Below are 15,312 nucleotides of genomic sequence, written 5' to 3'. Positions count from 1 at the left end.
TTATCCAATGCTGCGTCATAAGTCTCCTTAAATAGCTCGCTATTCGCGTCGACTTATTCCTTGCATTGGATAAAAATCCAAGAATGAAATCCGATAACGATTTAATCAGCGCTTCCCTCGTGAGCGGCAAGGCAGGCACGTAACGCTGGCTATACTCATCGCCGCGAAGCGGTGATACCACAAACCTTAGGGAAGCGTCTGTCAAACTGGATGACCTTTTTTTCTACGGCCTCTCATATCCGCAAAATGGGCCAAAAAACTATACTTATAATTCATAATGCAATGATTCCATATCATAAAATGCATTGAAGAATTTTGGAATGATATGTTATAATTGAATTGGTTTCAGATAGAAGTATTTATTTAAGTAGAAGTATGTACTTCGCAGGTTTGAAATATACAATTTCATCTTTGTTCTTTTAAAAAGGAGTCCGGACTATGATTACTGAACATGAAATCTTTTTGACCGATCCCTCGGAAAAAGCGAAAGTGATAGAATTTTTGAAGGGCTTTGATCTGACCTTCACAGGAAATATTGATTACACCATGGGTCTTTACGATGACGGACAGCTCATCGGCACCGGTTCCCTGGGCGGACGGGTTATGCGTGATATTGCCATCAGCGAAAAGTACCAGAAAAAGGGGCTTACCCGCCGTATTATCCGCAACCTGCAGGGTGAATCCTACCGCCGGGGTGTGACGGGAAACCAGATTTTCACGAAACCGAAGAATGTGCCTATTTTTGAACATATGGGCTTTAAATGCGTGGCAGTGGCAGAGCCCTATGCGGCACTGTTGGAAAAGGGCACAGATACGCTGGAAGATTACCTGGGCCGTGTACGGTCTATCCTTGGCACAGGCGAAGGAAAGAACCGCGGCGCCATCGTCATGAACTGCAACCCCTTCACTCTGGGACACAGGAGCCTTGTGGAATATGCCCACAACAACTGCGACGAAGTCATTATCTTTGCCGTGCAGGAAGACCGGTCCATATTCCCGTTCTCCGACCGTTTCTCCCTTATTAAACAGGGGGTGCGTGACATGAAGGGCGTAGAAGTCATCAGCGGCGGTGATTTCATTATTTCCAACGCCACCTTCCCCACCTATTTCATCAAAGGCACCGATGAACTGGCAGCCCAGACCAAGCTGGATGCCACGGTCTTTGCCACCCGCATCGCGCCGGCCCTGAACATTACGGTCCGCTTCGTAGGGGAAGAGCCGACAGACAAGACCACCCTGGCCTACAACAATGCCATGCGGGAAGTGTTCGCCCAGAACGGCATCGAACTGAAGGAAATCCCCAGGGAACAGAAGGGCAACCAGATCGTATCCGCCTCCTCCGTCCGCAAGGCTCTTTCAGAAGATGACTGGGAAACGGTATACCGCATGGTGCCGAAAACCACCCTCATCTACCTGAAGAGTCCCGCCGGCCAGGAAGTCATCCGTAAAATCAAGATGACCGAAGCTTTCAAGAGAATGGAAGCTGAGGAAAAGGTCAAAGAAGAAGGGGCTGCCAAAGAGGCCGGAAAGGAATAACCGAATTTTCAGCAAATAAAAAGGAGCTGTGAAGGAATGTTCGTCATTTCTTCACAGCTTCCTTTTATGTTTTTGCAGGGGCTGCCCTTGATACAGAGCTTCCTGGAGGCTCGTATTGATGGATTTGCCTATCACTTACTGCTTTGACCGAGATCTTCCGTTTTGCCAGGGATGACGGAAGAAGACGAAAAACAGGGGGCACTCAGAAATGGAAGACCTCACGAAGCTGCGGGCTCACCATCCCCGGCTGGCTCCGCCGCCTCCCGAGGAACCACCCCGGCCGCTTCCACCAAAACCTCCGCCGCCGTGTCCGCCACCGCGGCCCATGAAGAGGAGAAAAAGGATGAGACGGGTGAGGCGGCCGCCCAGGAAGGCCCAGTCAACGACCAGAAGGATGATAAGAATCAGGGGTGTCATGAAGTCTTCCAGGGTAAAACTGCTGTTGTCTTTGGGAGGAGGACTGGAGAGTCCATCCAGCGAGGTAAGACCGTATTCTCTCATTACTTCTCGCACCATGACGTCATAGGTATCCTGGACGCCTTTGCTGTAATTGCCTTCTTTGAAAGCAGGAATGAGGCTGGTGTCCAGCAGTCGGCCAGCTTTGGCATCATTCATGGCGCCTTCCAGACCATAGCCGACTTCGATTCTGGCCTTTCGATCTTTCATGGAAACAAGAAGAAGGAGACCGTTGTTTTTCTCTTTATCCCCGAAGCCCCGGTTCCGGAAGAGGCCGTTGGCATAGGATTCCAAATCGCCATCAGGAACATGGGAGACCATGACCACCACTACCTGGGCATGGGTCTTCTGATCCAGGGCATAGCCTAATTCGTTAATATGTTTTTTCGTTTCCTGGCTCAGGGTGCCGGTGTAGTCTTCTGCGTAAAAGGATTCCGACGGCAGCGGGGGATAGGTGTCCGCCGCAAAGGCCGTGGATATCCATACGAAAATCAGGCATAAAAGGACGATTAACGCTCTTCCTATTGATTTCATAATACCCTCCTTCCCTCAGAGATCTCTACTCTCCGGACCCGGGCCTTCTAAAACTGCACCTTAGGCGCTGCTTTGGCTCCTTCGTCGGCTTTGAAATAGGGGGCGTCGGTGAATCCGAAGGCCCCGGCATAGAGGCTGACGGGGAAGGAATGAATCTTGGCATTGTACTTCTCTACGGCGTTGTTATAATCTCTTCTGGCTACAGAAATCCGGTTTTCCGTTCCGGACAGTTCGTCCTGGAGGGCCAGGAAATTCTGATTGGCCTTCAGATTTGGATAATTTTCAGCCACCATGAGCAGACGGCCCAGGGCGTCGGACAATTCACCATTGGCACTGATTTTATCGGAGGGAGTAGAAGCATTCAGCAGTTTGGAGCGTGCATCGGCCACTGCTTTCACCGCTTCCTGTTCGTGGGAAGCATAGCCTTTGACCGTGTTCACCAGGTTGGGAATGAGGTCTGCCCGGCGCTGGAGCTGGGTATCTACCTGAGCCCAGGACGAATTCACCTGTTCATGCATGGAAACCAGGCCGTTATAGGAGCTCATGAAGCCGCCGGCAATGACAAAGATGGCAGCAATGATGACAATTAGTTTCTTCATAGAAACCTCCTTTATTAAATGGGGAACAAATGCATTATTTTAATCCCAATTCATTCTTATGGGCGGTCATGCCGTCAATGCAGGCCTGCATAACGACACCGGCATCAAGGCCCAGCATTTCAAAGCCCTTTTTGATGACATCCCGATTGCAGCCGGCAGCAAACCGCTTATCCTTGAATTTCTTTTTCAAGCCCTTCACTTCCATGCCTGTAATGCCTTCAGGACGCATGAGGGCATAGGCCATGACCACACCGGTGAGCTCATCCACCGTGAAAAGGCTCTTTTCAATATCCGTCGTTGGTTCCACATCATTGTCACAGATGCCCCAGCCGTGGGAAATAATGGTGTTGATATCTTCCTCGTCCACTCCTTCCGGTTCCAGAAATTCCCGGACATGGTGGCAGTGCTCATGGGGATACTTTTCATAATCCACATCATGAAGATAGCCGATGGCTTCCCAGTGGTCCTTATCGGCATGGAAATAATCGGCCATGGCGCCCATGGCGGCACTCACTGCCAGGGCATGGGTGAAAAGATGGTCTTCGGTGGTATACTTCGGTAAAATTTCTTTGGCTTTCGCCAGTGTAAGCTGACTCATAATGAATTCCTCCTTCATAGTATTGGTATCTTTAGCATAGGTGATGGAGGGACCGTTGTCAATGACAGTCAATGACAGGCCCTGAGGGGCATATCGATTCAAAAGAATCAGCCGGTTCAAAGGGGGAGGAAAAGAGCTTTGCATCTTATGAGCTTTCCGAACCCATGACTGTGGTTACCTGTTTCCTTTCTTTTCTCTTCATAAAAATGATAAAATAAAGAAAATCCCCTGTGAATTTTGCCATCCGGCAGGAAGGAGACCATCATGACTGACTTGGACAGACTGAAGGATATGATAGCGCGCCATCACCGCATTGTTTTCTTTGGCGGCGCCGGTGTATCTACGGAGTCCCATATCCCCGATTTCCGTGGGGCTAATGGAATTTACCGGCAGAAGACGGATCTTCCCTGGACACCGGAGGAAATGCTGTCCCATCATTTTTATGAGGAGCATCCGGTGGAATTTTTTACCAATTATAAAAATTTTGCAGAAGCCATGGTGTCTGCTAAACCAAACAGGGCCCATTATGCTCTGGCCAGGCTTGAGGAGGAGGGAAAGCTTTCGGGGATTGTAACCCAGAATATCGACGGCCTTCACCAGAAGGCGGGCAGCCGGAATGTAATGGAGCTTCATGGCTCCATTCTTAGAAATTACTGTACCGGGTGCAGCCGTTCCTATGATGTGGACAGTTTCCTTTCCCTCTGCGCTCCTGTGCCTCACTGCCCCTACTGCGGCGGCATTGTGAAACCGGATGTGGTGCTTTATGAGGAGCCTTTGGATATGGATACCATGGAAGATGCCATGGATGCTATCCAGACGGCGGATATGCTCATCATCGGCGGCACAAGCCTGGTGGTCTATCCTGCCGCCGGTTTCATTGATTACTTTTCCGGCGATGCGCTGGTCATGATTAACCAGGATGAAACGGGAAAGGACAGCGCCTGCGACCTGGTCTTCCATGACAGCGTGGGAAAAATACTGGGAGAAGCGGTAGGAGTGTGACACGCCTTTTGGACACGCCCTGACGGGCGTGAGGGTTCAGAAGGGGCAGAAGGTTCAGAGGGTTCACAGGCCATGAGGACCTATGAACCCTCTGAACCTTAAGAACCTTCGGCCCGGTAGGGCCGTCAAACCTCGCCTGCGCAGCAGGCGTCCATGGGGTTGACTTTTCCGGCAGGCATGTTAAAATAGTTTCATATATTGAGGCTATGATGAAGAAGGAGCCGGCAGGGATTCTACAAAGGGATCCGGTACCAGTGAGACACCGGAAAGAATCGGCTGGGCTTAGTTCGCTTCGGAGCTGCCGGCTGAACGGAGTAGGCCGGACGCAGGGCTGCGTTAAAGCTTTCGAGTACAAATCAGGGTGGTACCGCGGATGAAGACTTCGCCCCTTAGTGGGGCGGGTCTTTTTTTATTCCATCCTCTTTGCATACGGAAGAAAATGCCCGGATCAATCACAGGAGGTATATACATGGATACTAAGTTGGATGAGCTGAAAGCCAAAGCGCAGGAAATACTGAAGGCCGCAAGGGATGAAAACCGTAAACAGGAAACCTATGAGGCAGTGAAGGAAAAGCTGACCGGTTTTCTGGGAGATATGAAGAAACTTCATGAAAGCGATACAACATTGTCTGATCTGGCGGATCAGGTGAGGGGACAGATTGTTTCCTTTATGGAAAAGGACCTGGATACCCTGAAGAAGGAAGCCCGGGAAAGAATCACCGCTTCCATGGATGAGAAGCAGCTGCAGGATACGAAGGTATTTTTCCTTGGCAAGAAAGGAAAGCTCACTGCCATCTTAAGAGGCATGAAGGATGTTTCTGCCCAGCAGCGTCCGGTGATTGGCGCTCTGGCCAACCAGGTACGGAGTGATGTGGAAGCTGCCATTGCAGAGAAGATGGAAGAACTGAAGCAGAAGAGACTGGAAGAAAAAATCAAGCATGAAACGGTGGATATCACCCTTCCCGCCCGTCATCATAAAATCGGACATCTCCATCCCCTGGACAAGGCGCTCCGTGAAATTATGAAATCCTTCGTCCGCATGGGCTATTCCGTAGAGGAAGGACCGGAAATCGAGCAGGACTACTACAATTTCGAATGTCTGAACCTGCCCAAGGACCATCCGGCCAGGGATATGCAGGATTCCTTCTACATTACACCGGAAATCCTGCTCCGCACCCATACCTCTCCGGTACAGGCCAGAACCCTTCGCAAACATGAACCGAATTCGCCTATCCGCATGATTGCACCGGGCAAGGTATTCCGCTGGGATAACGATGCCACCCATTCTCCCGTATTCCACCAGGTGGAAGGTCTTGTGGTGGATAAGGGCATCAGCTTTGCAGACCTGAAGGGTACGCTGGAAATCTTCCTGAAGGACCTCTTCGGCTCTGACACCAAGATTCGTTTCCGCGCCAGCTATTTCCCCTTCACCGAACCGTCGGCGGAAGTGGATATTTCCTTTGCCGCCCGTACCGGTGAGGAAGATGGGGACCCGGACTGGCTGGAAATCCTGGGCTGCGGCATGGTTCACCCCATGGTGCTGAAGCTTAATGGATACGACCCGGAAAAGGTGAGCGGCTTTGCATTCGGCATGGGCATCGAACGTATCGCCATGCTTCTTTACGGAATCGATGATCTCCGTAATTTCTATGAAAACGATGTAAGATTCCTGAAGCAGTTCTAATGGAAGGGAGATTATATAGATGAATGTTTCTTTAAAATGGCTGGGAGCCTTAGTAGATATAAAGGGAATGAATCCGGATGATATGGCGGAAACGCTGACAGTGGACGGCATTCCTGTTGAGCATGTCATCCGTCCAGGAGAAGGTATTAAGGGCGTGGTTACCGGTAAAATCCTGTCTGTGGAAAAACATCCCGACGCTGACCACCTTCTCATCTGCCAGCTGGACGTGGGGGAGGAAGAACCGGTGCAGATTGTCACCAGCGCTTCCAACGTAAAGGCAGGGCAGATTGTTCCCTGTGCCCTTTCCGGTGCCCATGTACCTGCTGCCCATGACAACAAGGCACCCGGCGGCCTTCGTCACGGCGATATCAAAATCAAGGCAGGCAAACTTCGCGGCGTGAAATCCGCCGGTATGATGTGTTCCCTGGGAGAACTGGGCATGGACGCCAACCTGTTCCCCGCCCTGAATCACGAGGGCATCCTTATCCTTCCGGAAGATACACCGGTGGGCGTGGATATTCATACACTCTATGACCTGGACGATGTGGTCTATGAAATGGAACTAACCGCTAACAGGGCAGACTGCTTCAGCATGATCGGCATGGCTCTGGAAACCGGCGCCATTTTCAAAAAGAAAGTGACCCTGCCGGAGATTTCCGTGAAGGAAGAGGGCGCTCCCATCGAAGGACGGGCCTCCGTTCATATTTCTGAACCGGCCTACTGCAAACGCTTCTGCGGACGCCTTCTGGAAAACGTGAAAATCGGCCGTTCCCCGGAATGGATTGAAAACAGACTCCGCAGCAACGGCATCCGTCCCATCAATAACGTGGTGGATGCTGCCAACTACGTGATGCTGGAAATCGGACAGCCCCTCCATACCTATGACTACGATAAAGTAGCCGGTCATTCCCTCACCTGCCGCCACGCCCATGAAGGTGAAAAAATCGTCACCCTGGACGGACAGGAAAGACAGCTCAATCCTTCGGACCTTGTCATTGCTGACGGTGATGACAAGGCAGCCTGCATAGCCGGCGTTATGGGCGGCTTTGACTCTGAAGTCACCTCTGAAACAAAGAATGTATTCCTTGAATCTGCTGTTTTTGACTCCGCTTCTATCCGCAGGACCTCTCGCCGCCTGGGCCTTCGCTCCGAAGCTTCCGGCCGCTATGAAAAAGGCATCAACCCCGCCAGAAGCGAAATGGCCATCGACCGCATCTGCCAGCTCCTGGAAGAAGAGGGCGCTGCCACCACAGCTAAAGGTATGCTGGATGAATATCCGGTCAAAGCAGAACCTCAGGTCATTAAGACCACGGTAAAGAGAATTAACGACTACATCGGCATTAACATGCCCAAAGAACAGATGATTGAGATTCTCCGGGACCTCTATTTCAAAGTGGAAGAACAGGATGGAAACCTCACTGTCACGGTTCCTGATTTCCGTCTTGACCTTAGCGGCATGCCGGACCTGGCAGAAGAAGTGGCCCGGGTATACGGCTACAAGAACATCCCCATCACCACCCCCTGGAGCGCCATTGCCAAAGGCGCCATGTCCAAGGAACAGGATGTTATTTTCCGCATCACCGACAGCCTGGTGGCCGACGGCCTCTCTGAAGTGGTAAACTACAGCTTCATGGACAAGAAGGACCTGGAAAAACTGAACTTCCCCTGGGGCCACAAGGTGTACAATGCCATTCCCATTATGAACCCCATTTCCGAAGAATATCCGGATATGCGCACCACCCTTCTTCCCGGCCTCATGCATACCCTTTCCTACAACATCTCCCAGAAGAACGAAGAAGCAGCCATCTTCGAGTCCGGCCATGTATACCAGCCTAAAGAACTGCCGCTGAAGGAACTGCCCTATGAATACGAACTTTTCTCCGGCCTCCTCTACGGAAGCCCCGACGAAGCAGGCTATCCTAATAACGGCAGGAAATACGACTTCTTCGATGTGAAAGCCATCATGGAAAACGTGCTGGAAGCCCTGGGCGTCAGGGACTATGAAATCCGCCGTTCCACCTATCCGGTCTTCCATCCCGGTATCTCCGCGGACTTTGTGAAAGACGGAAAGACCCTCATGTCCTTCGGACAGCTCCATCCGGCAGTACTGGACAAATGGGGCATCAAGAAAGAAGTCTACGGCTTTGTCATCTTTGTTCCGCACCTGATGACCATGGTGGACGAAACCATCGACTACACTAAGATTCCGAAATTCCCGGCTTCCCAGCGGGACCTCTCTCTCCTGGTGCCTGAAGAACTCACCAACGACGAAGTGGAAGAAATCATCCGCAAAGCCGGCGGCAGACACCTGGAAACCCTCCGCCTCTTCGACCTCTACCAGGGCGAACAGGTCAAGGAAGGCTGCAAGAGCATGGCCTATAACCTTACTTTCCGCGCTGAAGATCGTACCCTCACCGATAAAGAAGTGGACCAGTGGATTGAAAAAATCGTCAAAGCACTGGAAAAAGCAAATATTACCCTTCGCGCATAACAGCATATGTGCATAAGAAAACCCCGGAAAATCGGAATGATTTTCCGGGGTTTTTATGGTTGGGATTTGACAAGCCTGCGGCGAGAATGAAGAGTGGGGCAGGAAGGTTAGTACGCAGCGGCTGCCGCCGAGAGGCGGCTATATACTCATCGCCCGCAGGGCGATACCACCAGCCTCTGAACCTTCTGAACCCTTTGAACCCTCTGAACCTTCACGCCCAAAGGGCGTGTCCATGAACCTTCTGAACCCTTTGAACCTTCGAGGCCAGAGGCCCCGCCATTGTTACTCCGGCCCCAGGGTATCTCTTTTTTCGTTCTTGTGGCGCATATAGTTGGCCACCTTCTGGCCGGCGGTCTTCATCTGCTGCCTTGTATTCTTGAACTTGTGGAGGGTGGTGGACTTGGACTTGATATTTGGCTTCATGTCCGGGTTGATATTACCCCGCTTTACAGAGGTGGCCCTGATTTTTTCAGGATGCAGGGAGGCCCGGAGCACCGCCATGGTGCGGGCAGGCTTCAGGTCCATGTCGAAGCTGTAGATGTCCACGGCTGCATAGCACAAATCCGGGTACCAGTGGATGCAGATGTGGGATTTAGGACCGTAGGCAGCGGCGGTCAGTTCGTTATCGCTTTCATGGAAGAAAGTATCCTTCACTTCCATGCCGATTTTTTCAGCAGCGTCGGTGAGAGCCTGGAGGGCAGTCTGAGATGACTCGATGGAATCCATATCGCAGTTGTAGCAGTCAATGAGCAGATGTTTTCCTATATAGTTATCCATATTGCGTTCCTTCTTTAACAAAGATTTTTATATCGGTTTCATTATAACAGAATTTTATCCGCCATGCAGTATAATTGATGCAATTCATTTGCAATAACCATAATATACATCCGCTGATGTTCCATAATGTGAATAAATAACCGGTGAAATGTAAAATATACAGGTAAAATATTGGCTAAATTTATTTTTATGCAGAAAATATTTGACCTGGCCGCTGAAATGCTTTAAAATTGTAAAAAATATGCAATTTTAAATGAACCAATTATGCAGAATTCCATTCCCGCAGGAACGGGATGAAGGAGACCTATTATGAAAAGATACAGAATCATGAAAATCAAGGAAATCATACAGAACCAGGTTATTGAAACCCAGGAGGAACTAGCGGAGGCTTTGAAGAAGGAAGGCATTGCCGTGACCCAGGCTACCGTGTCCCGGGATATCAAGGACCTTATGCTCATCAAGATTCCCTATAAGAACGGCCATTACCGCTATGCCCTTTCCAATGAAAAGCAGAGTGTCATGTCCAAGAGCCACACCGCCATCCTTTTCCAGGAAGCGGTGGTGAAGATTGATTCCGCCATGAACATGGTGGTGCTTCATACCATCCCCGGCTCTGCGTCTTCTGTGGCCTTTGCCATCGACCATTCCAAGAACGATGTCATCATCGGCACCCTGGCAGGGGATGATACGGTGCTCATCATCCTGAAGACGCCGGAGGACGTGCCGGTGCTCCTGTCCCATATCCAGGGTATGCTCAAGTCCTGAGGCGGAGGCTGATATGCTGCAGAGCCTTCATATCATCAATTTCGCCATCATTGAAGACACGGTCATTGATTTCGACCAGGGAGTCACCGTCTTTACCGGTGAAACGGGGGCGGGGAAATCCATCCTCATTGACGCCCTGGCCATGCTCACCGGCCGCCGGGCCAGCACGGACCTTATCCGCACCGGCGCCGATTTCTTCAAGGTGGAAGGTGTCTTCTACGCCGACAGCTCCATTGTGGACGAGCTGAAGGAAGAGGGCATTGATTCCGACAACGGACAGATTATTATTTCCAGAAAACTCAGCCGCTCCGGCCGGGGAATCTGCACCATTAACGGCAGTTTCTGCACCGTGAAGCAGCTGCAGAAGCTGGGAAAGAAACTGGTACGGCTCCATGAACAGAACGACAACATGGAGCTTCTTTCCATTCCCTTCTGTGAGAAAATGGTGGACTCCGGCACCCCCGCGGTGATGGAAGCCTATCAGTCCTACCGCAGCTCCTATAAGGAATGGAAGAAACTGAAGGACGCCCTGGACGACTATCGGGAAAGGAAACAGGAAAGAGAAAGACGCCTGGACATTCTGGAATGGGAACTGAAGCAGATTTCCTCCGCCTCCCTCCAGGAAGGGGAGGACGAAGAAGTGGAAAAGAAACTCCAGGTCCTCCAGAACCATGAGCGCATTTTCCGCTCCCTTAGGAGCGCCCTGGAAACCATTACCGCCGACGGCGGTCCCCAGGACTCCATTGCCGAAGCGGACAAGGAAATTTCCCAGGCCGCCCGGTACGATGAATCCCTGAATCCTATCCTAGAATCCCTCCGCTCCGCCTCCTTTTCCCTGGAAGACGCCATCGGCAGTATGGAAGACTACATTGCCAGCTCCGATTTCTCCGAAGACGAACTGGAAACCCTGCAGGATCGGAATGAAGTCATTATGGAACTGAAGCGGAAATACGGCCCTGAACTATCCGATGTCCTGGCCTACGAAAAGAAGGCAAGGGAAGAATACGATTCCCTGAAAGAAATCATCTACGACAACGCTGCTCTCCAGAAAAACTACGAAGACCTCACGGTGCTTCTCATGAAAAAGGCGGAAGTGCTGAATAAAGAAAGGATGAAATCATCCGAAATCATTCTGGAAAAAGTGGTATCTTCCCTGAAAGATATGGGCATGGAAAACGCAAGGATGAAGCTCCACCTGCTTCCTGCCCAAACGCCCCTTCCCAACGGGGCGGAAGAAATGGAATTCTACTTCTCCGCCAACATGGGAGAACCCCTTCGGAGCATGAAAGATACCGCCTCCGGCGGCGAAATTTCCCGTATCGCCCTGGCCATCGAAATGGTCATTTCCCGTCTCCTTCGGCAGCAGACACTCATCTTCGATGAAATCGACGTGGGCATCAGCGGAAAAGTGGGCCTCCAGGTGGCCAGGAAAATCGCCTTCCTCTCCCACGCCATCCAGGTTCTCTGCATCACCCACCTGCCCCAGACAGCCTGCGCCGCAGACCGCCACTACAAAATCGTGAAAACCGTCTCCCGCGGCAGGACAGCCACGAAAGCCGTTCTTTTAAATGAAAAAGAACATCTGTCGGACATAGCCCTCATGATTTCCGGCAGCGACTCTTCCCAGAGCGCCCTGGAATCGGCGGTGGAAATGAAGAAAAAAGTAAAGGAATAAAAAAACTCCCATGACTTGGCGGTCATGGGAGATTTTTGTTGGGGAATGGGGATTTGGGGATTTGGGGCTCGCCTCGCTGTCATTTCGAGCGCAGCCGGTCAGCCGCCAATAGGAAAGCCTCTTATTGGGCAGGCTAGAGGCCGACTTCGGCTGACTTGGAGACTCTATGCAGAGTCTCCACAGAGTCGAGAAATCTCACTCCGGAATGATTCGCGCCGCATTGGGGCAGGAGATTTCGGACTCAGAGTTTCAATTGAACACAGACAGCATAATCCTCAACCCTTGGCCCGTGAAGCGGGTGTCAACCTGCCCTTATTCCGCTTAGCATATAGATTCAGAAAATTCTCAAAATGGCAGTAAGCTGTTCTCCGCATTGTCATCTCGAGCGGAGCTGCATGTCGATATGAAGGCAAAAGTATCTGGCTCTATTGAAACTCAGAGTCGAGAGATCTCCTATCACAATGCGGTTTGTGCCATTGAGGAGGGAGATTTCTCCACTCTGCTACGCTGCGGTCGAAATGACATTGAAGCGGGGAGCCTTTTTGTGTTAATTCGTTAAAGATAAGGCGTCTGCCGCCGGATTGTCTGGCTATCTGATAAAAGATTAACCATTTTTTCACAGCCCCTTACTTATTAATCACAATGGTCGAAATATCCCCGTCATTTCCTTCATCCGAGGGAGCAGCGGGAGCGGGGGCCGGCGTCTTGCCGGCCGCCTTTGCTTTGGCCTCTGCTTCCGCCTTTGCTTTTGCTTCAGCGGCGGCTTTTTCTTCTGCTATGCGCTGCTGTTTAGCCCGGGTGAGGTAGACCTTGTATCTTGGTTTGGAGGATACAAGGGCGTTGATTTCAAAAAGGCGGTTCCAGGGGAAGTCGGCCGATACGGTGGCTGGGTCAAGGCCCATTTTCTTTTTGGCAAATTCCTGGATTTCCGCAATCATTTCCTCCTTGATGGCAGGGGTGGGCACCATGTTGGTGGTTTCCTTTTCTGTCATACGGGCGATGTTCTTCCGCACGTTGGCCTGGTAGGCCCAGTTGTCGATATACTGCTCCGTAAGCATGTTCTTATGGTCTTCTTTCGACATATCCGGAGCCAGCACTGCCTGGGCGATGGCGTAGCCGATGGTGTTGGACGCCGTGTTCCAGCCGTTGTAGGCGGCCACTTTATAGAGCAGGTCGTCCTTCACCATGAGATTCATGAGGGTATTGTCGGAGCCGTTGGCAAAATACACGTCCACCATGGAAACGGGAATACCCCGGCCCACCACATTTTTCACTTCATTCATGAAATCGGTGGTGCTCTGCTTCAGCATTCCGAAATTACTGAACTGCCCCGATTCGCCGGTGGAGGCAATGGGGGTATTCACGGCCAGCACGATGTCAGGAATATTCTTCCCTGCCATGGTGCCGCCCACTGCTTCAATATGTTCGCTGATGGTTTTCCCGATGGGCTGGTTTTCATAGCTCGGCACCGTATTTTCTGCCCGTCCCAGAGGATAAATGACGGTGAAGGTGGGCTTTTGATGATTGCTGTCATTGTGGTAGCGGGCAATGAGAAGAAGAGCCAGCTGGTCGGCGCCGGGGAAGGAACCGTATCGGGAAGGGGGGAGACTTTTGGCATCCACCGCCAGATATCGGGCTTCCAAGGCGGACTGGGAATTCTTGCTGTTATCATCATGGCCTTCGCAGAAATAGGTGAAAACGCCGCTCTTCGTGTCCTTGATGAGCATGCGGTTGATGGTGTTGTTCTTTGTGCGCCGCTTGAACCAGTCCTGCAGATATTCACTGGGAATGGAAAGCTTCAGGGAAAGAAGCTCCGCCGCCTCATCGGTGGAAAGCTTTCCTGCGTCCATCTTGTCCTGAAGTCCCGACAGGCGGTACAGATCATTGCCGTACTTGGTGTAGTAATAGGGTTCCACGCCGCTGCCGGAAGCATAGGGGGTGCGCATGATGGTGCCGAAGGCGTAAATAGGGGTCTTCGGGTACTGGGCATGGAGGGCTTTGATTTTATTTTCCCGGGCCATCAGTGTATTGAGGGACTCATTATGCTTTCTGGAATCCACAAGGCCGCCGTAAATCAGGGAATCCGTGGAAATCACAGCTGCATCGGCACGGGCCATGTTCTGCTGCACCCACCGCCAGATCTGGTCCGGACTTCCCCGGAAATTCTTTCCCGACAGATATGCCCTGGGAGGTGTGAGGATAGTATAACCCGCCCTTTCCGCTGTGGAAACGGTGTAATCAAGGCTCACAGGACGGTCATCCTGGGGCACCAGCAGAATCGTTTTCGCATCCACGCCGCTCACAAAAGCGGTGAGGCAGGCAGTCAAGGCAAGAAGACAAATTTTCTTATGAAAAATCAATGATTTATACCTCCGTATCAAAGGATTAATTTGTATTATTATATCATGGGTAAATTGGGAAGGGTAAATGATTTTTAATATATGTGCAGGGCCTCGGCTTTTCTATGAAAAGCCTGCTATCCCTCTTCGTTATGCAGCACTGGAGACACAAAGGTAAATTTCGTAACGTAACGCTCCTTCCTCAGGTGGCAATCCTGCATAGGATTGCCAAGTCGGGCTAAGTTGGCCCTGCGTAGAGCAGCAATGGAGCAACATTATCATTTTTACCCTCGTACACCCTATGTGGTCAGACACCGAAAGGAAGGCCCTTTTATGGGCAGGCTAAGGGTCAATTTGTCTGCCCTTGGAAATCCTTTGCAGGATTTCCACTCACTCAAGGGGCAACAAGAATTAAGAAAGGCCTTCCTTTGGTTTGCCTGACCGGAATGGAGCTGGGCGAAGCCCTGAGGAACACCGAATCATATAGGAAAAGAACTGACGCTGATTCTCCGCCCTCTACGATGCCACTTATTCTGCGGAAGGGGCTCGGCCTTTTCATCGTGCAGCACAAAAACACGGATACAAATCCGTGCCAGACAGTATTGCAGGCCTCTGGGGAAGCGCTGATTCAATCATTGTCTGCTTTTATTCTTGAAATTTTATGCAATGCAAGGAATGGGATGACGCGAATAGCGAGCTATTTAAGGAATCCCATGACGAAGCAGTACATAAAATTTCTTATAAAAGCAGACTCTGTGAATGAATCAGTGCTTCCCCGAAATCAGGCGCCAACGCTGAGCATACAGGAAAGTCCTGCAGCCGCCTTGAACTTGTCGTCCGGGAATGCGGGCTCATG

Annotated in this window: 11 protein-coding genes; 6 read left to right on the top strand and 5 right to left on the bottom strand. The window is 51.1% G+C overall.

What is annotated here, in order from left to right; translation table 11 throughout:
• Positions 1-438: 438 nt before the first annotated feature.
• On the top strand, positions 439-1,536 hold the full coding sequence (gene citC, locus QZQ29_RS05830) for a [citrate (pro-3S)-lyase] ligase (RefSeq protein WP_296961001.1): 1,098 nt from the start codon (positions 439-441) through the stop codon (positions 1,534-1,536).
• Positions 1,537-1,770: 234 nt separating this feature from the next.
• Here the strand turns inward: citC and QZQ29_RS05825 are convergent, their stop codons facing one another.
• Genes QZQ29_RS05825 through QZQ29_RS05815 form a run of 3 tightly spaced genes read right to left on the bottom strand, consistent with a single transcriptional unit; the run spans position 1,771 to position 3,723 of the window.
• Positions 1,771-2,526, bottom strand: a complete 756-nt coding sequence (locus QZQ29_RS05825) for a TPM domain-containing protein (protein ID WP_296960998.1) — start codon at positions 2,524-2,526, stop codon at positions 1,771-1,773.
• A 47-nt stretch (positions 2,527-2,573) separates the two neighbouring features.
• Entirely contained in the window at positions 2,574-3,125 is a 552-nt protein-coding gene (locus QZQ29_RS05820; RefSeq protein WP_296960997.1) for a LemA family protein, read from the bottom strand.
• 34 nt (positions 3,126-3,159) lie between these two features.
• Positions 3,160-3,723: an HD domain-containing protein gene (locus QZQ29_RS05815; RefSeq protein WP_296960995.1), complete on the bottom strand. Its 564-nt coding sequence runs from the start codon at positions 3,721-3,723 to the stop codon at positions 3,160-3,162.
• A 264-nt stretch (positions 3,724-3,987) separates the two neighbouring features.
• Between QZQ29_RS05815 and QZQ29_RS05810 the strand changes: the two genes are divergently transcribed.
• From QZQ29_RS05810 to pheT, 3 genes are all read left to right on the top strand, one after another.
• Positions 3,988-4,725 carry an NAD-dependent protein deacylase gene (locus tag QZQ29_RS05810; protein ID WP_296960991.1) on the top strand — a complete coding sequence of 246 codons (738 nt, stop codon included), beginning with the start codon at positions 3,988-3,990 and terminating at the stop codon, positions 4,723-4,725.
• Positions 4,726-5,395: 670 nt separating this feature from the next.
• Positions 5,396-6,409: a phenylalanine--tRNA ligase subunit alpha gene (gene pheS, locus QZQ29_RS05805; protein WP_296961004.1), complete on the top strand. Its 1,014-nt coding sequence runs from the start codon at positions 5,396-5,398 to the stop codon at positions 6,407-6,409.
• 19 nt (positions 6,410-6,428) lie between these two features.
• Positions 6,429-8,900 carry a phenylalanine--tRNA ligase subunit beta gene (gene pheT, locus QZQ29_RS05800; protein WP_296960989.1) on the top strand — a complete coding sequence of 824 codons (2,472 nt, stop codon included), beginning with the start codon at positions 6,429-6,431 and terminating at the stop codon, positions 8,898-8,900.
• 282 nt (positions 8,901-9,182) lie between these two features.
• Here the strand turns inward: pheT and QZQ29_RS05795 are convergent, their stop codons facing one another.
• Entirely contained in the window at positions 9,183-9,677 is a 495-nt protein-coding gene (locus QZQ29_RS05795) for an S-adenosylmethionine decarboxylase family protein (protein WP_296960986.1), read from the bottom strand.
• Between the two features lie 309 nt (positions 9,678-9,986).
• Here QZQ29_RS05795 and argR point away from each other — a divergent pair, with 309 nt between their 5' ends.
• Positions 9,987-10,442: an arginine repressor gene (gene argR / locus QZQ29_RS05790; RefSeq protein ID WP_008859261.1), complete on the top strand. Its 456-nt coding sequence runs from the start codon at positions 9,987-9,989 to the stop codon at positions 10,440-10,442.
• Between the two features lie 13 nt (positions 10,443-10,455).
• Positions 10,456-12,117, top strand: coding sequence for a DNA repair protein RecN (gene recN / locus QZQ29_RS05785; RefSeq protein WP_296960981.1), 1,662 nt, complete (start codon positions 10,456-10,458; stop codon positions 12,115-12,117).
• A gap of 626 nt (positions 12,118-12,743) precedes the next feature.
• On the opposite strand, the gene QZQ29_RS05780 is transcribed toward recN, so the two are convergent.
• A complete protein-coding gene (locus QZQ29_RS05780; protein ID WP_296960978.1) occupies positions 12,744-14,477 on the bottom strand; it encodes a DUF4127 family protein in 1,734 nt (577 codons plus the stop codon).
• Between the last annotated feature and the right edge of the window lie 835 nt (positions 14,478-15,312).

The organism is uncultured Dialister sp. (assembly GCF_900538805.1).
In the GTDB taxonomy this organism is placed as follows: domain Bacteria; phylum Bacillota; class Negativicutes; order Veillonellales; family Dialisteraceae; genus Dialister.
The sequence above is the reverse complement of the archived record's forward strand: the minus strand, read 5'-3'. Positions and strand labels throughout refer to the sequence as shown.

What these genes read in the sequence shown, in the direction of transcription:
- citC (WP_296961001.1), top strand. Translation starts at nt 439, where the DNA reads ATGATTACTGAACATGAAATCTTTTTGACCGATCCCTCGGAAAAAGCG.
- QZQ29_RS05825 (WP_296960998.1), bottom strand. Translation starts at nt 2,526, where the DNA reads ATGAAATCAATAGGAAGAGCGTTAATCGTCCTTTTATGCCTGATTTTC.
- QZQ29_RS05820 (WP_296960997.1), bottom strand. Translation starts at nt 3,125, where the DNA reads ATGAAGAAACTAATTGTCATCATTGCTGCCATCTTTGTCATTGCCGGC.
- QZQ29_RS05815 (WP_296960995.1), bottom strand. Translation starts at nt 3,723, where the DNA reads ATGAGTCAGCTTACACTGGCGAAAGCCAAAGAAATTTTACCGAAGTAT.
- QZQ29_RS05810 (WP_296960991.1), top strand. Translation starts at nt 3,988, where the DNA reads ATGACTGACTTGGACAGACTGAAGGATATGATAGCGCGCCATCACCGC.
- pheS (WP_296961004.1), top strand. Translation starts at nt 5,396, where the DNA reads ATGGAAAAGGACCTGGATACCCTGAAGAAGGAAGCCCGGGAAAGAATC.
- pheT (WP_296960989.1), top strand. Translation starts at nt 6,429, where the DNA reads ATGAATGTTTCTTTAAAATGGCTGGGAGCCTTAGTAGATATAAAGGGA.
- QZQ29_RS05795 (WP_296960986.1), bottom strand. Translation starts at nt 9,677, where the DNA reads ATGGATAACTATATAGGAAAACATCTGCTCATTGACTGCTACAACTGC.
- argR (WP_008859261.1), top strand. Translation starts at nt 9,987, where the DNA reads ATGAAAAGATACAGAATCATGAAAATCAAGGAAATCATACAGAACCAG.
- recN (WP_296960981.1), top strand. Translation starts at nt 10,456, where the DNA reads ATGCTGCAGAGCCTTCATATCATCAATTTCGCCATCATTGAAGACACG.